Source organism: Bailinhaonella thermotolerans (assembly GCF_003594875.1).
Lineage (GTDB): Bacteria > Actinomycetota > Actinomycetes > Streptosporangiales > Streptosporangiaceae > Bailinhaonella > Bailinhaonella thermotolerans.
The window spans coordinates 45,011-63,669 of the sequence record NZ_QZEY01000022.1 but is presented as its reverse complement, the minus strand read 5'-3'; the positions used below and the strand labels follow the sequence as shown (position 1 = coordinate 63,669).

19 protein-coding genes are annotated in these 18,659 nt (G+C 73.3%); 15 read left to right on the top strand and 4 right to left on the bottom strand.

Going from position 1 to position 18,659, the window contains the following annotated elements:
• Nucleotides 1-3 precede the first annotated feature (3 nt).
• The 7 genes from D5H75_RS35560 (at nt 4) to D5H75_RS35530 (ending at nt 5,446) form a co-directional block, all read left to right on the top strand.
• Entirely contained in the window at nt 4-798 is a 795-nt protein-coding gene (locus D5H75_RS35560) for a phosphatase (protein WP_119930991.1), read from the top strand.
• Between the two features lie 265 nt (nt 799-1,063).
• The gene (locus tag D5H75_RS35555; protein WP_012887307.1) at nt 1,064-1,267 is read left to right on the top strand and encodes a helix-turn-helix domain-containing protein; all 204 of its coding nucleotides are present in this window, start codon (nt 1,064-1,066) and stop codon (nt 1,265-1,267) included.
• 197 nt (nt 1,268-1,464) lie between these two features.
• Nucleotides 1,465-1,563: a 30S ribosomal protein bS22 gene (locus D5H75_RS35550; RefSeq protein WP_018654693.1), complete on the top strand. Its 99-nt coding sequence runs from the start codon at nt 1,465-1,467 to the stop codon at nt 1,561-1,563.
• Nucleotides 1,564-1,639: 76 nt separating this feature from the next.
• The gene (locus D5H75_RS35545; RefSeq protein ID WP_422674078.1) at nt 1,640-2,620 is read left to right on the top strand and encodes an NAD-dependent epimerase/dehydratase family protein; all 981 of its coding nucleotides are present in this window, start codon (nt 1,640-1,642) and stop codon (nt 2,618-2,620) included.
• Complete coding sequence (locus D5H75_RS35540) at nt 2,617-3,552, top strand: lysophospholipid acyltransferase family protein (RefSeq protein WP_119930989.1); 936 nt, start codon at nt 2,617-2,619, stop codon at nt 3,550-3,552. Before D5H75_RS35545 ends, D5H75_RS35540 begins: the two co-directional genes overlap by 4 nt.
• Nucleotides 3,553-3,793: 241 nt before the next feature.
• Complete coding sequence (locus D5H75_RS35535) at nt 3,794-4,051, top strand: hypothetical protein (protein ID WP_119930988.1); 258 nt, start codon at nt 3,794-3,796, stop codon at nt 4,049-4,051.
• A gap of 216 nt (nt 4,052-4,267) precedes the next feature.
• Complete coding sequence (locus D5H75_RS35530; protein ID WP_202638818.1) at nt 4,268-5,446, top strand: alpha/beta fold hydrolase; 1,179 nt, start codon at nt 4,268-4,270, stop codon at nt 5,444-5,446.
• A gap of 2 nt (nt 5,447-5,448) precedes the next feature.
• Here the strand turns inward: D5H75_RS35530 and D5H75_RS35525 are convergent, their stop codons facing one another.
• The 3 genes from D5H75_RS35525 to D5H75_RS35515 all read right to left on the bottom strand — a co-directional run bounded on the left by D5H75_RS35525 (nt 5,449) and on the right by D5H75_RS35515 (nt 7,915).
• Nucleotides 5,449-6,324 carry an HAD family hydrolase gene (locus D5H75_RS35525; RefSeq protein WP_119930987.1) on the bottom strand — a complete coding sequence of 292 codons (876 nt, stop codon included), beginning with the start codon at nt 6,322-6,324 and terminating at the stop codon, nt 5,449-5,451.
• Between the two features lie 83 nt (nt 6,325-6,407).
• Nucleotides 6,408-7,058 carry a DUF5667 domain-containing protein gene (locus tag D5H75_RS35520; RefSeq protein ID WP_147425390.1) on the bottom strand — a complete coding sequence of 217 codons (651 nt, stop codon included), beginning with the start codon at nt 7,056-7,058 and terminating at the stop codon, nt 6,408-6,410.
• 329 nt (nt 7,059-7,387) lie between these two features.
• A complete protein-coding gene (locus D5H75_RS35515) occupies nt 7,388-7,915 on the bottom strand; it encodes a sigma-70 family RNA polymerase sigma factor (RefSeq protein WP_242454705.1) in 528 nt (175 codons plus the stop codon).
• Nucleotides 7,916-8,215: 300 nt separating this feature from the next.
• Here D5H75_RS35515 and D5H75_RS35510 point away from each other — a divergent pair, with 300 nt between their 5' ends.
• A complete protein-coding gene (locus D5H75_RS35510; protein ID WP_147425389.1) occupies nt 8,216-9,775 on the top strand; it encodes a putative quinol monooxygenase in 1,560 nt (519 codons plus the stop codon).
• A gap of 137 nt (nt 9,776-9,912) precedes the next feature.
• Here the strand turns inward: D5H75_RS35510 and D5H75_RS35505 are convergent, their stop codons facing one another.
• Nucleotides 9,913-10,161: a glutaredoxin family protein gene (locus D5H75_RS35505; protein WP_119930983.1), complete on the bottom strand. Its 249-nt coding sequence runs from the start codon at nt 10,159-10,161 to the stop codon at nt 9,913-9,915.
• A 240-nt stretch (nt 10,162-10,401) separates the two neighbouring features.
• Between D5H75_RS35505 and D5H75_RS35500 the strand changes: the two genes are divergently transcribed.
• The 7 genes from D5H75_RS35500 (at nt 10,402) to hemL (ending at nt 18,538) form a co-directional block, all read left to right on the top strand.
• Nucleotides 10,402-11,145 (top strand): redox-sensing transcriptional repressor Rex, encoded by a 744-nt coding sequence (locus D5H75_RS35500; RefSeq protein ID WP_119930982.1) that lies wholly within the window; start codon nt 10,402-10,404, stop codon nt 11,143-11,145.
• A gap of 67 nt (nt 11,146-11,212) precedes the next feature.
• Nucleotides 11,213-12,556 carry a glutamyl-tRNA reductase gene (locus D5H75_RS35495; RefSeq protein ID WP_119930981.1) on the top strand — a complete coding sequence of 448 codons (1,344 nt, stop codon included), beginning with the start codon at nt 11,213-11,215 and terminating at the stop codon, nt 12,554-12,556.
• Nucleotides 12,553-13,476 carry a hydroxymethylbilane synthase gene (hemC, locus tag D5H75_RS35490; RefSeq protein ID WP_119930980.1) on the top strand — a complete coding sequence of 308 codons (924 nt, stop codon included), beginning with the start codon at nt 12,553-12,555 and terminating at the stop codon, nt 13,474-13,476. The genes D5H75_RS35495 and hemC overlap by 4 nt, the downstream gene beginning before the upstream one ends.
• Nucleotides 13,473-15,038 carry a bifunctional uroporphyrinogen-III C-methyltransferase/uroporphyrinogen-III synthase gene (locus D5H75_RS35485; RefSeq protein WP_119930979.1) on the top strand — a complete coding sequence of 522 codons (1,566 nt, stop codon included), beginning with the start codon at nt 13,473-13,475 and terminating at the stop codon, nt 15,036-15,038. The genes hemC and D5H75_RS35485 overlap by 4 nt, the downstream gene beginning before the upstream one ends.
• A gap of 408 nt (nt 15,039-15,446) precedes the next feature.
• Nucleotides 15,447-16,433 carry a porphobilinogen synthase gene (gene hemB / locus D5H75_RS35480; RefSeq protein WP_119930978.1) on the top strand — a complete coding sequence of 329 codons (987 nt, stop codon included), beginning with the start codon at nt 15,447-15,449 and terminating at the stop codon, nt 16,431-16,433.
• Nucleotides 16,434-16,577: 144 nt separating this feature from the next.
• Nucleotides 16,578-17,243: a bifunctional DNA primase/polymerase gene (locus tag D5H75_RS35475; protein ID WP_119931067.1), complete on the top strand. Its 666-nt coding sequence runs from the start codon at nt 16,578-16,580 to the stop codon at nt 17,241-17,243.
• On the top strand, nt 17,240-18,538 hold the full coding sequence (gene hemL, locus D5H75_RS35470) for a glutamate-1-semialdehyde 2,1-aminomutase (RefSeq protein ID WP_422674077.1): 1,299 nt from the start codon (nt 17,240-17,242) through the stop codon (nt 18,536-18,538). The genes D5H75_RS35475 and hemL overlap by 4 nt, the downstream gene beginning before the upstream one ends.
• Nucleotides 18,539-18,659 lie beyond the last annotated feature (121 nt).

The window sequence follows — 18,659 nt, the reverse complement described above, 5'->3', positions numbered from 1 at the left end:
TCCATGGAGGGGTCACGGGTTCCGAGCCGGGACGAGCTGCGGGAGCATCTGGTCCGCACGCGCGTCGCCGGGGACATCGCCACCACACGCGAGAACAACCTCGACAACTTCCGATCCCTGGCCAACCGCGACCCGCGCTACACGTTCGGCCTGACCTTCTCCGGTGAGTGGACCTATCCGCAGATCCTCGACCTGATGGCCAAGCGCTGCGGGGTGATCGCCGACCCGGCCCACCGCGAGGGCGCCGACACCATCGACCCCGACCTGACGATCGACGCCCTGGACGCGATGGCCGACCGCCTGGGCGACGCCGTACGCCGCGGGGCGCGGATCGTGGTCGCGACCGGGCACCCGACGGGCCTGCTCACGATCCACCTGGCGATCGCGCGCGCCGCCGTACGGCACGGCGCCCGGCTGCTGACCCCGGCCGAGGGGTCGCGGTACCGCATGGCGCTCGGTCGGGTGCTGCACCTGCGGTACCTCGGCGGGGTGGGGATGGTGTCCGACGGGGCGGGGTTCCTGCACACCCACGAGCCCGGCCCGATGCGGGGTCTGCTGGAGTCCCTGGACGAGCTCCCGGACCTGGTGCTGGCCGACCACGGCTGGGCCGGCGCGGCGGGCGAGGCGGGCGTGGAGACCGTGGTGGGCTTCGCCGACTGCAACGACCCGGCGCTGTTCGTCGGCGAGGCGGAGGGCAAGGTCACGGTGACCGTCCCGCTGGACGACAACGTGTATCCGGTGCACTACGCGCCGCTGACGGCTTATCTGCTCGGCCGCATGGGGCTGCCGGTCGAATAGGGGCGCAAGGGACCCCGGAGACTATACGGAGTTGAGTCAGACCAACTTGTTCTCCGAGGTTTGGCCCGTTCCACGAGATTCTTACAGCCTCTCTATAGAGCGTCTGACCTGCTATTTCTACTGTTCCGGTGGCACGGAGTAAGCGGGGCTGGTGAAATGGGGGGTTTGCGCCAACCCGGTCGCGATTTACGCTGACAGCAGTACACGTGCGTGAGCGATGTCACCTGTGGGGATAACCCGGATACACGTGCGGAAGAGGCGTCCGATGGGTGCAGGCGAAAGACCTCTCAGCGAGGTGAAGTTCCTGACGGTGGCCGAGGTCGCCACCGTCATGCGGGTGTCCAAGATGACGGTCTACCGGCTCGTCCACTCCGGCGAGCTGCCCGCCATCCGCGTGGGCCGCTCGTTCCGCGTCCCCGAGCAAGCCGTCCACGACTACCTGAGGGACGCGTACATCGAAGCGGGGTAGTCGAGAACGTTCCAACAGGGTCTTACCAGCCGGCGCGCGAGATCCCGGGATGGAACGCGAGGTTTCCGCGTAACGCGGGCGTGGTTGGGTAGGGGTGGACGGGCCCCGGGAACGTCCTCCCCAGGAACGCCGGTAGGCTGTTGACCCGGTGTGCGCACGCACGCCGGTTCCGCATTCCTACCTCACCTGGGGGTCCCATGGGCTCTGTGATCAAGAAGCGCCGCAAGCGTATGGCCAAGAAGAAGCACCGCAAGCTTCTGAAGAAGACGCGCATCCAGCGGCGTAACAAGAAGTAACCGTCAACCCCCTGCGAGGCCCCCGATGACCCGCACCGTCCTCGTTACTGGTGTCTCACGCCATATCGGGGCCCGGGTGGCCGGAGTTCTCGCGGCCGACCCGGAGATCGACCGGGTCATCGGAGTCGACACGGTGGCGCCGCCTTCGGTCGCCACCGACGACGGTGTTCCTCTCGGCCGTACCGAGTTCGTCCGGGTCGACCTGCGAAGTCCCGACATCGCCCAGGTCATCTCCTCGGCCGACATCGACACGGTCGTCCACATGAGCCTGGTCAGCGCTCCCCGCAAGAGCGGCGGCCGGGTGGACATGAAGGAACACAACGTCATCGGCGCCATGCAACTGCTGGCCGCCTGCCAGCGGTCGGCGACGGTGCGCAAGGTGGTGGTGCGGTCCACGACCGCGGTCTACGGCTGCACGCCGCGAGACCCGGCCGTGTTCACCGAGACCATCGAGCCGCACGAGGTGCCGGCGCACGGCTACGCCAAGGACGCCTTCGAGGTCGAGGGGTACGTCCGGGGCTTCGCGCGGCGCCGCGCCGACGTCGACGTGTCGTTGCTGCGGTTCGCCAACTTCATCGGGCCCGGGGTCGACTCGCCGCTCACGCGGTACTTCACCCAGCCCGTGCTGCCGACCGTCCTCGGGTTCGACCCGCGCCTGCAGTTCGTGCACGAGGACGACGCCGTCGAGGTGCTCCGGCGGATGGCGGTGGAGGAGCACCCCGGCACGTTCAACGTGGCCGGAGACGGCGTGCTGCTGTTGTCGCAGTGCGTCCGGAGGGCGGGGCGGGCCGCCGTACCCCTGCCGACCCCGGCGTTCAACCTGCTGGGCGAGGCGGCGCGGCGGGCCGGCCTGGCCGACTTCTCGTCCGAGCAGTTGCGGCTGCTCAGCTACGGGCGGGCGGTCGACACCTCGGCGCTGTCGGCCGAGCTGGGCTGGCGGCCCAAGTACAGCACCGCCGCCGCGTTCGACGACTTCATCCGGAATCGGGGGATGACCGGGAACGTGGCGCTGGGGCTGGTCGATCGGCTCGCCGGACTGCTGGGGGCCGGACGATGAGCGAGACGGCGGACGCCCGGGTCATCCCGATCGACGCGGCCAGGCGGGGCGACCACCGCGCCGAGCCCCCGCGGGACGACGACGTCCTCGACCGCCGGATCGCCGAGGTGCTGGCGTTCCTGCGGCGGCGGATCTCCGGCGAGTACGAGGTGGACGAGTTCGGCTACGACCCCGAGCTCAACGACAAGGTGCTGCTGGAGCTGATCCGGCCGCTCTACCGCCACTGGTTCCGCGTGGACACCCTCGGCATGCCGAACGTGCCGGCCGAGGGCGGCGCCCTGGTCGTGGCCAACCACTCCGGCACGCTGCCGGTGGACGGCATGATGCTCCAGGTCGCGCTGCACGACGACCACCCGGCGCGCCGGCCGGTGCGGCTGCTCGGCGCCGACCTGGTCTACCAGCTCCCGGTCATCGGCCACCTGGCCCGCAAGACAGGCCACACGCTGGCATGCCCCGAGGACGCCGACCGCCTCCTGCGCAAGGGTGAGCTCGTGGGCGTCTTCCCCGAGGGCTTCAAGGGCGTGGGCAAGCCCTTCTCCGAGCGCTACCGGCTCCAGCGGTTCGGCCGCGGCGGCTTCGTCGCCTCCGCCATCCGCGCCGGGGTCCCGATCATCCCGTGCGCGATCGTCGGGGCCGAGGAGATCTACCCCAAGATCGGCGACCTGCGGCTGCTGGCCCGTCTCCTGGGCTTCCCGTACTTCCCGATCACGCCGCTCTTCCCATGGCTCGGCCCCCTGGGCCTGATCCCGCTCCCGTCCAAGTGGCTGATCGAGTTCGGGGAGCCCATCCGCACCGACGACCTGGACCCGTCCGCGGCCGACGACCCGATGCTCGTCTTCAACCTGACCGACCAGGTCCGCGAGAACATCCAGCACCGCCTCAACGAGCTCCGCCTCCGCCGCGGCCCCGCCTTCCCCTTCCTCCCCATCTGACCGTCCCGCGGCGTCGCGCCCCCCACCCGCCCATCCGCGCGGTCTCCGGCGACGGCGGTCCCCGTCGCCGTACGGCGTCAGCGGCCCTCGGTCCGTACGACTCCCCGTCCGCATCCCGCGCGCCGCGCAGTTCCACGAGTTCGTCGGCCGCTTCCTGGACTGGCAGGCGGGGGCCGGGGTCGCGTACGTCCCGGACTGGCCCAGCCGGCTCGTCGCCGCCCGCGCGGCGGCGGAGGCGCTGGTGGACTTCGCCCTCGCCCCCGGCGCTCCCGCCAAGCCCGTGCCCGGGACGCCGATCCCCGAGGTGGCCGGTCCGCGCGAGGAGACACTGGCCGGGGCGGCCCGGCTCGCCGGGGCCCGTCGCGGGATCAAGGTGGTCCCGACCGACGGCGCCGGCCTTCCCGGCGCCGAGTTCGCCGCCGCCGGGGGCCTCCTCCCCGGCCCCCACGCCCTGCTCCCCGGTCCCGCCTTCGAGGACTGGCTCGACGCCCGGTCCTGACCGGGTCGTCGCCGTCCTTCCGTACGGCAGGCGCCCCTCGCCGCCGCCGCGATCTCGCGATCCCGCCCCGCCCGGGGGCGGATCGCGGGATCACGGCGAGGGGGTTCACGGCGGGGGGATTCACGTGCGGAAGTTATTAGTCGCCGCGTCTAACAAAATGGGGGCAAACCGGTTATCTTTCGTGGAAGAAAGTTCTGGTTCGGGAGGTGGGCGACGATGCGGGTGAGGCGCGGGCACGTGGCGCTGGCCGGGGTGGCCGCCGGGGTGGCGCTGGGGGTGGCGCGGCGGCGGGCGCGGAGGGCCGGGGCCGCCGATGGGGAGTCGCGGCTGGGCGGGCTCTCGGGACGCCCGGTCACGGTGACCACGGACGACGGCGTGCAGCTCGCCGTGGACGTGGACGGCGCTCCCGAGTCGGATCTGGCGATCGTCTTCGCGCACGGGTGGGTGCTCAACCGGCATAGCTGGCATTTCCAGCGGGAGGCGCTGCGCGGCGAGGCCGAGCTGGTGCTGTACGACCATCGGGGGCACGGGGGGTCGGCGCCCGGGGCCTATGAGGACTGCTCGATCGAGCGGCTGGGGGACGACCTGGCGGCGGTGATCGAGGAGACGGTGCCCGAGGGGAAGCGCATCATCCTCGTGGGGCACTCCATGGGCGGCATGACGATCATGGGGCTCGCGGCGAGCCGGCCGGAGCTGTTCGGGGAGCGCGTCGCCGGGGTGGCGCTGCTGGGCACATCGTGCGGGGAACTGGCGGGATCGACGTTCGGGTTCCCCGGGGTGCTCGGGCGGGGCGTGTCCGCGATGACGCCGCGGATGTTCGAGCTCATGCGGGCCCGGGCGCGGCTGGTGGAGCGGACGCCGCGCGTGCGCAGCCGTACGAGCCTGCCGGTGACCCGGTACACCTCGTTCGGGCCCGGCGCGGACCGGCGGCACGTGCGGTTCGTCAACGAGATGGTGTCCACCACGCCCGTCGAGGTCATGGTGGGGTTCTTCCACGCGCTGATGGCGCACGACAAGCGGGCCGCGCTGAAGGCGTTCGACACGGTGGAGACGGCGATCGTGGTGGGCGAGCGCGACCGGCTCACCCCGCCCCGGCACAGCCGCGTGATCGCCGAGGCGCTGCCGAACGCCCGCCTGCACGTGATCCCGCGCGCCGGTCACATGATCGGGCTCGAACGGCCCGAGCTGGTCAACGGCGTGCTGCGGGACCTGATGGCCCGGGTCCGCGAGCGGGCCGCCGCGAACACCGGCCCCGGCAGCCAGGCCCCGGGCGAGACCAGGACCGGGACCGGGGCCGGGGCCGGGACTGAGACCGGGGCTGGGACTGAGACCGGGGCCGGGACTGAGACCGGGGCCCGGGCCGGGGCGGTGGGCGGCGAGGCGCTGAGCGCCTGAGGTCAGCCGGGACGGTAGCGGTAGTGGCGGCGCAGCGCGATGCCCGCCGCCACGCCGCCCACGAGCGCGCCCGCGCCGGCCGCGACGGGCAGGCCGATCATCGTGGCCTTGCGCCCGGTGCGGAAGTCGCGGATCGGCCAGTTGTTCTCCTTGGCCTCCTCGCGCAGGGCCGCGTCGGGGTTGATCGCGTGCGGGTGGCCGACCAGCCGCAGCATGTGCAGGTCGTTCTCGGAGTCGCCGTAGGCCGAGCAGCGGGCGAGGTCCAGCCCCTCGCGGCGGGCCAGGGCGCGGATGGCCTCGGCCTTGGCGGGGCCGTGCAGCATGTCGCCCACGAGGCGGCCGGTGTAGACGCCGTCCACGCTCTCGGCGACGGTGCCCAGGGCGCCGGTGAGGCCGAGGCGCTGCGCGATCACCCTGGCCAGCTCCACCGGGGTCGCGGTGACCAGCCAGACGCGCTGGCCGGCGTCGAGGTGGGCCTGCGCGAGGGCGCGCGTGCCGGGCCAGATCCGGTCGGCCATGGACTCGTCGAAGATCTCCTCGCCGAGGGCGACGATGTCGGTGACCTTCTGCCCGGCCACGAAGCCCAGCGCGGAGTCGCGGGCGATCTGGATGTGCTCTGGATTCTCTGACCCGCGGATGCGGAACGCCGCCTGCCCGATCGCGAACCTGACCAGGTCCTTGGTGGTGAACAGGCCACGGGCCGACAGGCCGCGGGCGAAGTGGTAGATCGACGCGCCGCGCATCATCGTGTTGTCCACGTCGAAGAACGCGGCGGCGGACGGGTCGGGTTCGGCGATCGGCGGGATGACGGCGGCGGCGGCCGAGGCCTCTCCGGCGAGCCGGGCCGCGTCGTCATGCCGTCGGAAAAGCCGTCTCATGCCACGAGCTTAACCGTCGCCGCGGACCGCCCTCCGCCCCGTGCCCGCCGTACCGCCGCAGGGGATCGGGGCCGCGGCGAGGGTCATCCGCCGCCCGCCGAGGCGCGGACGCCCTCGATCATCTTCAGGTAGCCGGCCGCGCGCTCGCGGGAGTCGCCGCGCAGGCGCGGGACGAGCGGGGCCACCCGCCGCCGCTGGTGGGTGGTGAACTCGTCGAGGACCTTGGCCGAGTCGCCGTCCCCGCCGGACTCGGCCTTGGTCAGCAGCTCGACCGCCGCCTTGGTCTGCTGCTCCATGTCGTCGAGGGCGCGCGAGATGAGCTGCTCGTCGGCCTGGGAGCGGGCCAGTTCCTCCGCCTCCCTGGCCCGGGTGCTCGCCGCGTCGATCGTGCGCTCCGCCCGCCGGAACTCGTCCCCGCTGAGGTCCAGCCACGTCGCCTCGGCCGCCCGCTTCACGCCGTACAGCGTGTCGCCCGGCAGCGCCGACGCCGTGAGCTGGACGAACGCGATGAGCACGGCCCCCACAGCCGAGATCAGGCCCGCGTGCCGCACTCGTGGCCGCCAGGTCCGCCGCCTCCGCCGCGGCCGCGCACACGCGGGCCGGGCCGAGGGGGTCTCCTCCGGAGCCGCCGCGGCCACGAGGAGCTCCCGGCGCAACTGGTCGCGGAACTCCGGCCGGGGACCGTGCCGGGACGCCCGGAGCGCCGCCGCCAGCCGCGCGAGAGGCCTGGTCACACGCTCGGGCAACGCCCCCGCCCGGCGGTCCCGCCGCCACCTCCTCATGGGCGCTCCTTGTTCGGTGTCCATCAGCAAGAACGATCGAGCCCGCCCGGGGTTACGACACCCCGTCCCCAAAACGGCCCCCCGCTCATCTTGTACGACTCCCGTCCCGCTCCTCCGGAGTACGGCGGCCCGCCCCCTCGCCGGGACGCGCAGGGGAGCGCTGGGAGAGCGCTGGGAGGGCGCTGGGGAAGCGCGAGGAAGGCGCGGCGGAAGCGCGGGCATCGGCACGGACCAACGGGGATCGGCGGGGACCAACGGGGATCGGCGCGGATCGGCGGGGATCAGCGGGGGTCGGCCGGGAGGAGACGGCCGAGCGCCTTGACCGCGCGGAACTGGAGGGCCTTGATGGCGCCGGTGTTCTTGCCCATGATCAGGGCGGTCTCGGCGAGGGAGAGGCCGTGGACGAAGCGCAGGACCACGCACTCCTGCTGCTCGGGGTTGAGCCCCCGGACGGCCTTGAGGACGTCCCGGTTGGTCATCGCGGACAGGACGGCGTTCTCCGGGGTGTCGGCCTCGTCCAGGATCGTGTCGAAGACCTCGGCGGTGGAGACCTCCAGCCGGTAGCGGCCGGACTTGAAGTGGTCGGCGACCAGGTTCCGGGCGATCGTCACCAGCCACGCGCCGAAATCCTTGCCCTGCCAGGTGAAATCCGGCATTCGACGCAGAGCACGCAGGAAGGTCTCACTGGTGAGATCCTCGGCGAGTGCGTGCGCGCCCACCCGGAAGTACACGTAACGGTAGACGAGATCCACATACCGGTCGTAGAGCGCGCCGAAGGCCTCGGCGTCCCCCGCCTTCGCGGCCAGCACGAGACACCTCAGGTCGCCTGAGGGGTCGTCCCGCGGGGGGCTCTGCGCGGAGCGTTCACGCAGGTCGTCGAGGGTGGAAGAGGGTGGTTGGACAGCGGCGGAGATTCCGGTCGGCGGCCCCGGTGATGGCATCCGGTATCCCTGGGGGAAGGGGTCGGCGTGCGCGAACAGCCTAAGAAGCGACCGGTAATTTCACAATCCACTTCGCCGTAATAGACGTGGTTTGTGAGGTCCGGGGGGCAAAGCCGGGCCGCGCCGACTACCGATTCGGTACGGATGTCCGGCAGCATGGAGGGCACCATGGTTGTCGTCGTCGCTGTCATCGCATTCGCCGGCGCTCTGGTCGCCGCCATCGGCACCGGGGTGCTGGTCAGCCGTATCGGCGGCGAGCGCCGCGGGTGGCTGATGGCCTGGACCGTGACAAGCGCCGCCCTGTGCCTGGGGCTCGGCGCGGTCGCGATCGGGCATCTCACCGGCTTCGGGGTCCTCACGTTCCGGATCTTCCAGATCGCGGCCGGCTACCTGGCCCCCGTCTGGCTGGCGGCGGGCCTGCTGGAGGTGCTGTCCACCACGGTCGCCGCGCGGTTCGCCACCCGGCTGATCGCGATCTCCTACACGGTCGTGGCGCTGGTCATCCTGTGCGCCGACGCCGTGCAGCGCGCCACCGAGTTCGGCAAGGAGATGCCCGACCCGGCGCAGCACTGGGACTGGCCGCCGGAGTACGTCCTGCTGGCCGCGCACGCCGTGGTCGCGCTCACGCTGCTCGGGACGCTGATCCCGGCGATCACGCGGTGGCGCGGCGGCGACGAGTACGACGCCGACAACCTGCACGCCGCCCTCGCCGTCGTGCCGACCGGCCTCGGCCTGGTCGCCGCGGTGCACTTCCAGCTCCCCGGGGTCGTCGCGGTGCCGCTGATCGCGCTGTCCGCCGGGTCCGTCTGGTACGCCGTGGCCCGCCCGCTGGCGCCGTACGACGAGGACGACGAGGACGACGAGGACGAGGACGACTGGGAGGAGCCGCGCCCGGCGGGCCGCCGCCGCCGCGACGCCGACCCGGCGCGCCCGGCGGAGACCCACGTCGGCGCGGCCCCGGGCGAGCGCCGGGTGCCGCCGCACGCGGACATCCCCGTCGCCGGGCCCTCCGTGGGCACCGGCCTGACCACCGGGCCGACCCCGGTCGCGGGGGAGGGCGCGCCCGGCGTGCGCTCCCCCTTCGACGAGCCCGAGCGGGTCCCCGGCCGCCGCCCCGCGCCGTTCCCCGGCGACGAGGCGGCCGCCGAGCACCGCCAGGAGTCCCCCTTCCCCGAGCCCCCGGTCCCCGACCCGCCCTTCCCGGAGCCGCCCTTCCCCGAGCCCCCGGTCCACGGCCCGCAGGAGCCCCCCGTGTACGGCGGGCCGCCGCAGGAGCCGCTGCCGTACGCCGGGCAGGGCACGGGCGCGCACGCGGTCAACGGGCGGCACGGGACCGGGCCGACCCCGGCGCTCGGGGTGCCCGTGGCCGGGCCGTCCGCGCTGCACGGCCTGATCACCGTGCTCACCCTGCTCGACGGGACCGGCGAGGCGTTCGACCGGCTCGCGGACGAGACCGTGGAGGCCGTGCGGCTGCACGAGCCCGACACGCTGATCTACACCACGCACGGGGTGAAGGGCGCGCCGCTCCAGCGCATCGTCTACGAGATCTACCGCGACGCGGTCGCCTACGAGGACCACCAGCGCCAGCCGCACATCCGCCGCTTCGAGCAGGAGCGCGCGTCGTACGTCCTGGCCACGAACGTGATCGAGCTGGAGCTGCACGCCGCCAAGGTCCTGCCGCTCCCGGCCGCCGCCCTCGGCGCCCCCATCGCAGGCTTCGAACGCTGACCTCGTACGGCCGGCGCCCGTCCGAGCGCCCCGGCGATGACGAGGCGCGACGGTGAAAGCGGCGGCCCCGCCGTACACGTGAAGCGGCGGCCCCGCCGTACACGAGGGAACGCGGCCGGCCCGCCGCCCGGGAGGGGTCAGGCTTCGAGGGCGGCGCGGAGGCGGCGCTCGTCCACGCGCCAGAAGTCGTGCTGCACGCCGTCGATCAACGTGACCGGGATCTGCTCCCAGTACAGGCGCGTGTCCTCCTCGGACAGGGTGATGTCGCGCTCCTCCCACGGCACGCCGAGCTCTCCGGCGACCCGGGCGATCACCTCCCGGGCGTCGTCGCAGAGGTGGCAGCCGGGCTTTCCGAGCAGGGTGATGCGGTGATCGCGGGGAGCCATGTCACCAGGGTACGGCTCGGCCGCGCCGCCCCCCGCGCGACCTGCGGAGTTACCGCGACGCGCGGGAAAAGTGTGGATTCGCCCACATCTCGCTGTCTGGTGCGTCACACGGTCGGCCTGTGACTTTGTGCAATCCTTCACAAACGGACTAACCTGAAGGTTGCGCACACGAAGCGATTTCGCCCGATCAGCAGCGGCCGGGCCGCGCCGGCCGCCCGACCCCCTGGGAGCCTCGGCCCTGTGACCCGACAGACATCCCAAGCCCGCGACCGGGGAATCCCCGAGGCGACGGTGGCCCGGCTCCCGGTCTACCTGCGGGCGCTGAACGGCCTGGCCGAGCGGGGGATAGCGACCGTGAGCTCGGAGGACCTGGCCGCCTCCGCCGGGGTCAACTCGGCGAAGCTGCGCAAGGACCTGTCCCACCTGGGGTCGTACGGCACGCGCGGCGTCGGCTACGACGTGGACTACCTCATCTACCAGATCTCCCGGGAGCTGGGCCTGACCCAGGACTGGGCCGTGGCCATCGTCGGAGTGGGTAACCTCGGTCGCGCGCTCGCCAACTACGGCGGGTTCGCCTCGCGCGGCTTCCGGATCGCGTCGTTGCTCGACGCCGATCCAGAGGTGGTCGGCGACCGCATCGCGGGCCTGACGGTCGAGCACATCGACAAGCTGGAGTCCGTGATCCGGGAGCGCGACGTCTCGATCGTGGTGATCGCCACGCCCGCGACCTCGGCACAGGAGGTCTGCGAGCGGGTAACCAGGGCAGGGATCACCAGTATCTTGAACTTCGCCCCGGTGGTGCTGACCGTGCCTGACGGGGTCGACGTCCGTAAGGTCGATTTGTCGATCGAGCTCCAGATCCTCGCCTTCCACGAGCAGCGCAAGGCGGTGGGCGCCGCGGGCGGGCCCGGGGGGAGCGCGCAGGTCGGGCCGGGCATCGGGCCGGGCGCGGGCAACGAATGGGCGGAGGCTGTGGAGGCGTGAACGAGGGGATGGGGCGGAGCCGGCTCTCCGGCGGGGCCCCCGGCGCGAGCCGTACGGAGGCGGAGGCATGAGCGTCCTCGTCGTCGGGCTGAGCCACCGCACCACGCCGGTGTCCGTGCTCGAACGCGTGTCGGTCAGCGGCGACGCGCTGGAGAAGCTGCTCCAGGACGTCTACCACGACGCCCACGTGGCCGAGGCCATGGTGGTCTCCACCTGCAACCGCGTCGAGGTCTACGCCGAGGTGGACAAGTTCCACGGCGGAGTCTCCGCGGTGTCGCAGCTCCTCGCGGTGCACTCCGGGGTGCCGCTGGAGGACCTGACCCGCCACCTGTACGTCCACTACGAGGACCGCGCGGTCCAGCACCTGTTCTCGGTGGTGTCCGGCCTCGACTCGATGGTCGTCGGCGAGGCCCAGATCCTCGGCCAGGTGCGCCAGGGCCTCAGGCTCGCCCAGGAGCGCGGCACGGCCGGGCGCGGCCTGAACGAGGTCGTGCAGCACGCGCTGCGGGTGGGCAAGCGCGCCCACTCCGAGACCGGCATCGACCGCGTCGGCGCGTCGCTGGTCACCGTGGGCCTGGAGATCGCCGCCCGAGAGCTGGGCCCGCTGCCCGGCCGCCGCGCGCTCGTCGTCGGCGCCGGCTCCATGAGCGCCCTGTCCGCCGTGACGCTCGCCCGCCTCGGCGTGACCGACATCGTCGTCGCCAACCGCACCTACGAGCGCGCCGTACGGCTCGCGCAGGACGTCGGCGGCCGCGCCGCGCGCCTGGAGACGCTGGACGCCGAGCTGGCCGCGGCCGACGTGGTGATCTCCTGCACCGGCGCCACCGGGCTCGTGATCACCGCGGACATGCTCGCCGAGCGGCGCGACCGGGTGTTCCTGCTGGACCTGGCGCTGCCGCGCGACGTGGACCCGGCGGTGCGCGCGCTTCCCGGCGTGACCCTGGTGGACCTGGAGACGCTCCAGGACAGCCCGGAGGTCACCGGCGAGGCCGAGGGGCGCACCCCCGCGGTCGAGGCGGTCCGCGCGATCGTGTGCGAGGAGATCGGGGAGTACCTCCGGGCCGCCCGCGCCGCCACCGTCACCCCGACGGTCGTGGCGCTGCGGAGCAAGGCCTCGCAGGTGGTGGACGCCGAGCTGGCCCGGCTCACCTCGCGGCTGCCCGAGCTGGACGAGAAGGCACGCGCCGAGGTGGCGCAGGCCGTGCACCGGGTCGTGGACAAGCTGCTCCACGAGCCGACCGTGCGCGTGAAGCGGCTGGCGGCCTCCGCCGGCGGGGACCAGTACGCCGCGGCGCTGCGTGAGCTGTTCGACCTGGATCCGAAGGCGCCCGAGGCGATGACCCGCGCCGACGTGGAGACCGACGTCGAGGCCGGCATGGGCCCGGGGCCCGGAGCGGAGGAGGGCCGATGAGCGGGCCGGCGACCAGGGCGCTGCGGCTCGGCACCCGCAAGAGCCTGCTGGCCACGACCCAGTCCGGGCTGGTGGCCGACCTGCTGACCGAGCGCACCGGAGCGGCGGTCGAGCTGACCGGCGTGACGACGTTCGGCGACGTGACCAAGGCGCATCTCGCGCAGCTCGGCGGCACCGGCGTGTTCGTGAGCGCGCTGCGGGACAAGCTGCTGGACGGCGAGGTGGACTTCGCCGTGCACTCGCTCAAGGACCTGCCCACGGCCCCCGCCGAGGGGATCGCGCTGGCCGCCGTCGTGGCCCGGCACGACCCCCGCGACGTGCTGGTCGCCGGCGCCAAGCTGGCCGACCTGCCGACCGGCGCCCGCGTGGGCACCGGGTCGCCCCGCCGCGTCGCGCAGCTCCGCGCGATCCGGCCCGACCTCGAATACGTCCCGATCCGCGGCAACGCCGACACCCGCATCGGCAAGGTGCAGTCCGGGGAGCTGGCGGGCGTCGTGCTCGCCGCCGCCGGGCTCCAGCGGATCGGCCGCGAAGAGGTCGTCGCCCAGATCTTCGACATCGACGAGATGTTGCCCGCCCCCGGCCAGGGGGCGCTCGCCGTGGAGTGTCGCGCCGACCGCGCCGACCTCCTCGACCTGCTCGCCGCGCTCGACGACCCGCCGACCCGGGCCGCCGTCGCCGCCGAGAGGTCGGTCCTCGCCGCTCTGGAAGCCGGATGTGCCGCCCCGGTGGGTGCATATGCCGTCACGAGCGGGAACACCGTTGATCTGACCGCCGCCGTGATATCCGCGGACGGCCGGCGGTCGGTGCGCAAGTCCGCCTCCGGCCCCATGTCGGAGGCCATGGGTCTCGGCCGCGATCTCGCGGCCGCCATGATCTCCGACGGGGCCGATACGTTGATGGGGGAGCAGACCCATTGAGCTCCGCAAACACGTCCAACCAGCCTGGCCGCGTCGCCTTCGTCGGCGCCGGACCCGGCGATGAGAACCTGCTCACCCTGCGTGGGGCGGAGCTGCTGGCCAAGGCCGACCTCGTCGTCCTGGACCAGCAGGTCTACGGCCGCCTGCTGAAGCACTGCCGCGCCGACGTCGAGGTCGTGGAGGCCGGGGACCCGGGCCGCGCCCTCAAGGCCGCCGCCGAGTCGGGCGCGCTGGTCGTACGGCTCTGCCCGGGCGACCCCGCGCTCTTCAGCCCCATCGCCGACGAGGTCGCGCAGTGCGCCGCCGCCGGGGTCGAGTTCGAGATCGTGCCCGGCGTCCCGCCGGCGACGGCCGTGCCCACCTACGCGGGCATCCCGCCCGCGGAGACGGCCGCCGAGCTGCGCGTCGTGGACGCCACCAAGGTCGCCGACTGGAAGGCCCACGCCGACGTCGCGGGCACGCTGGTCATCTACAACGGCTTCGACGACGCGGTGGCGATCGGCAAGGCGCTGATCGCGGGCGGCATGTCCGACACCACGCCCGTCGCCGTGACCTGCGCGGGCACGACCACGGACCAGCAGACCGTGGTGTCCAGCCTGGGCCGTCTCCAGCCGGACCTGAAGAACTGCGGCTTCGCCGAGCCCGCCCTGATCGTCGTGGGCGACGCGGTGGGGCAGCGCGACAAGCTGTCGTGGTTCGAGACCAAGCCGCTGTTCGGGTGGCGCGTGCTCGTCCCGCGCACCAAGGACCAGTCGGGCAGGCTCGTCGAACAGCTCCGGTCGTACGGCGCGGTGCCCGAGGAGGTACCCACGATCTCCGTGGAGCCGCCGCGCACGCCGCAGCAGATGGACCGCGCGATCAAGGGCCTGGTCACGGGGCGCTACGAGTGGGTTGCGTTCACCTCGGCCAACGCGGTCAAGGCCGTGCGGGAGAAGTTCGAGGAGTACGGCCTGGACGCCCGGGCGTTCGCCGGGCTGAAGGTCGCGGCGGTGGGGGAGGCCACCGCGGCCGCCCTGATCGCCTTCGGGGTCAAGCCGGACCTGGTGCCCAGCGGGGAGCAGTCCTCGGAGGGCCTGCTGGCCGACTGGCCGCCCTACGACTCGATGCTGGACCCGATCAACCGGGTGCTGCTGCCGCGCGCCGACATCGCCACCGAGACGCTCGTGGCGGGCCTGACCGAGCTGGGCTGGGAGTGCGACGACGTGACGGCGTACCGCACGGTCCGCGCCGCGCCGCCGCCCGCGCCCACCCGTGAGGCGATCAAGACCGGCGGGTTCGACGCGGTGCTGTTCACCTCGTCCTCCACGGTCCGCAACCTGGTCGGGATCGCGGGCAAGCCGCACGCGGTGACGGTGATCGCCGTCATCGGCCCGCAGACGGCCAAGACCGCCGAGGAGTTCGGCCTGCGCGTGGACGTGATGGCGCCCAAGGCGTCCGCGTCCGCCCTCGCCGCCGCCCTGGCGGACTTCGGCGCCAACCACCGCCGCGCCGCGATCGAGGCCGGCGACCCGGTCCGCCGCCCGAGCCAGATGCGCCGCGGCGCCCGCCGCCGCGCCAAGTGACGCCCCGCCCCCTCGCCCCGCCCCCTCGCGCCGCGCCCCGGGCCGGCGCGAGGGCCGGACGGCTCCTCTCCCGGCGCGAGGGCCGGACGGCTCCTCTCCCGGCGCGAGGGCCGGGCGGCTCCTCTTCCGGCGCGCCGCCGGGCGGGGCCTCTTCGCGCGTGCCGTACGCCCTGGCGGGAGGGGCCGGCGGCGCGCCCGCTCGCCGCGATCACCCGGTTTTGAGCACAGGGTGTCGTTAAAAGTCGAGGTCAGGGCGGGTTTGAAGTTCCGTGCCGGGTGCGGGACCGCGCGCCCCGCCGCCTACTCTGGATGGCGGGCCCCGATTTCTCCGCGTCTTCTCCGGGTCGGCGCGAACGGGGTGCGGGACGGCTTCCGCCGTGCCCGGTCGTCGTCTGGAAGGGAGCAGGGATGAGTTCGGAGTTTCCGGTCGCCAGGCCGCGGCGGCTGCGCCGTACCGCCGCGATGAGGCGGATGGTGACCGCGACGCGGGTGCACCCGTCCGACCTGATCCTGCCGATGTTCGTCAAGGAGGGCATCGACGAGCCGCAGCCCGTGGCGTCGATGCCCGGCGTGGTGCAGCACACGCGCGAGTCGCTGCGCAAGGCCGCGCACGAGGCCGTCGAGGCGGGCGTGGGCGGGCTCATCATCTTCGGGATCCCCGCGGTGAAGGACGAGCGCGGGTCGGCCGCCGACGACCCGGCGGGCATCACCCAGCTCGCGCTGCGCGACCTGGCCGCGGACCTGGGCGACTCGACCGTGCTCATGGCCGACCTCTGCCTGGACGAGTACACCGACCACGGGCACTGCGGCGTGCTGACCGCCTCCGGCGAGGTGGACAACGACGCCACGCTGGAGCGCTACGCCTCGATCGCGGTGGCGCAGGCCAACGCGGGCGTCCACATGGTGGGCCCGAGCGGCATGATGGACGGCCAGGTCAGGGCGATCCGCGGGGCGCTCGACGCCGCCGGGTACGCCGACGTCGGCATCATGGGCTACTCCGTCAAGTACGCCTCGGCGTTCTACGGCCCCTTCCGCGACGCCGCCGAGTGCGCGCCCCAGTTCGGCGACCGCAGCGCCTACCAGCAGGACCCGGGCGGCCCCGTCGGCGAGGCGCTGCGCGAGACCCGGCTGGACCTGGCCGAGGGCGCCGACATCGTCATGGTCAAGCCCGCCCTGGCCTACCTCGACGTCATGCGGCAGGTGCGCGACGCGTTCGACGTCCCCCTGGCGGCCTACCAGGTCAGCGGGGAGTACGCCATGGTCGAGGCCGCGGCGGCCAACGGCTGGGTGGACCGCGACCGCGTGATCATGGAGACGCTGACCGCCATCCGCCGGGCCGGAGCCGACCTCATCCTGACGTACTGGGCTACGGAGGTCGCCCGTAACCTGCGGTGAGGACTAGGCAACACGACGCATTCGGCGGGTGATTTCGGGGGGTCCTGTCACGGTCTCCGGAGCGACCCGGCATCATTTGAAGTGGGTCGCGGACCCGGACCGCGTGCGAGGGCGGTCCGGCATGTGGGGGAGGCTGACAAGATCATGGTGGGGGTACCTATCGCCCGCCGCTCCAAGCGGCGGATCCGTCCGGCGGCGAAATCGGCCGTCATCTCCGACGTACTGGCGTACGCCGAGCTGGGCTGGGCGAGCTGTCCCGGCGCCTACCCGCTGCGTGAGGGCGCGCGTGCCTGCTCGTGCGATCGCGTGGGCTGTCCGGACCCCGGCGCGCATCCGATCTCGCCCGCCTGGGCCGCCCAGGCCACCGTGGATCCCGCCCTCATCGCCCACTGGTGGGGCGCCAACCCGCAGGCCGGTGTGATCCTCCCCACGGGGAGGGTCTTCGACGTCTTCGACGTACCCACGGCCGCCGGGGTGGCGGCCCTCGCCCGCATCGAGGCGGAAGGCCATCCGGTCGGACCCGTAGCAGCCTACGGAGCCGACCGGATTCTCTTTTGGGTGAACACCCGCGGCGCCCCCGACGACGAGGACGAGTGGTGGTCCTGCCATCTGGACTGCCACCCCGACACCATCGACGAGACCCCCGGCCTGCGCTGGCACTGCCGCGACAGCTATGTCCTCGCGCCGCCGTCCGCGCTCGCCTCCGGCGGCCAGGCCTCCTGGCTCCACGAGCCCGACGGCCGGCCGCTGCCCGATCCGCTGCGCATGCTCGACGTGCTCGCGGACGTATGTGGAGAAGAAACAGAGTGAACATCTCTCACTCGCGCGATCTGTTCGATCGCGCGTCCCTCGTCGTGCCCGGCGGGGTCAACTCACCCGTCCGCGCGTTCGGCGCGGTCGGCGGCACCCCCCGGTTCATGGTCGAGGCCGCCGGGCCGTATCTCACCGACGCGGACGGCAACCGCTACGTGGACCTGGTGTGCTCCTGGGGGCCGATGATCCTGGGGCACGCGCACCCGTCCGTGGTCGAGGCCCTGTCCGTGGCCGCCGCCAAGGGGACCTCCTTCGGCACGGCGACGCCCGGCGAGGTCGCGCTGGCCGAGGAGATCGTCTCCCGGGTCGCGCCCGTGGAGAAGGTCCGCCTGGTCAGCTCCGGCACCGAGGCCACCATGTCCGCCGTACGGCTGGCGCGGGGCTTCACCGGCCGGTCGAAGGTCGTCAAGTTCGCCGGCTGCTACCACGGGCACGTGGACGCGCTGCTCGCCTCGGCCGGGTCCGGGGTCATCACGTTCGGGCTGCCGGACACGCCCGGGGTCACCGGGGCCTCGGCGGCCGACACGATCGTGCTGCCGTACAACTCGGTGAGCGCGGTCGAGGAGGCGTTCGCGGCGTACGGCGGCGAGATCGCGTGCGTGATCACCGAGGCGTGCCCGGCGAACATGGGCGTGGTCCGGCCGCTGCCCGGCTTCAACGCCCGCCTGCGCGAGCTGTGCACGGCCAACGGCGCCCTGCTGATCATCGACGAGGTGCTCACCGGCTTCCGCGTCTCGGCCGCCGGGTGGTACGGCCTGGAGCCCGTGGACGCCGACCTCATGACGTTCGGCAAGGTCATGGGCGGTGGGCTTCCCGCCGCGGCGTTCGGCGGGCGCGCCGACGTCATGGACCTGCTCGCCCCCGCCGGGCCCGTCTACCAGGCGGGCACGCTCTCCGGTAACCCGCTGGCCTGCGCGGCCGGCCTGGCCACCCTCCAGGCGTGCACCCCGGCCGTCTACGCCGCCGTGGACGCCGCCGCCCAGCGCGTGGGCGACCTGGCCGCCGAGGCCCTGTCGAAGGCGGGCGTCCCCCACCGCCTCCACCGGGCCGGCAACCTCTTCTCGATCTTCTTCACCGACGAGGAGGTCGTGGACTTCGCCGGGGCCCGGCGCCAGGACACCGGCGCCTACAAGGCGTTCTTCCACGCCATGCTCGACCACGGCGTCTATCTCCCGCCCTCGGCCTTCGAGGCCTGGTTCCTCAGCGCCGCCCACGACGACGAGGCCCTCGACCGCATCGCCGAGGCCCTCCCGCGCGCCGCCGAGGCCGCCGCCCAGGCCGCCTCCACCTGAGCCCGCACGACTCCCGCCCGGCCCGCCGCGGCACCGTCCCCCGCCCGCGCGGGTTGTCCACGGATTGGGGTTCGTGACGGCTCGCCCGGCTTGGCCGTACGGCTTCCGCGCGAGGCGTGCG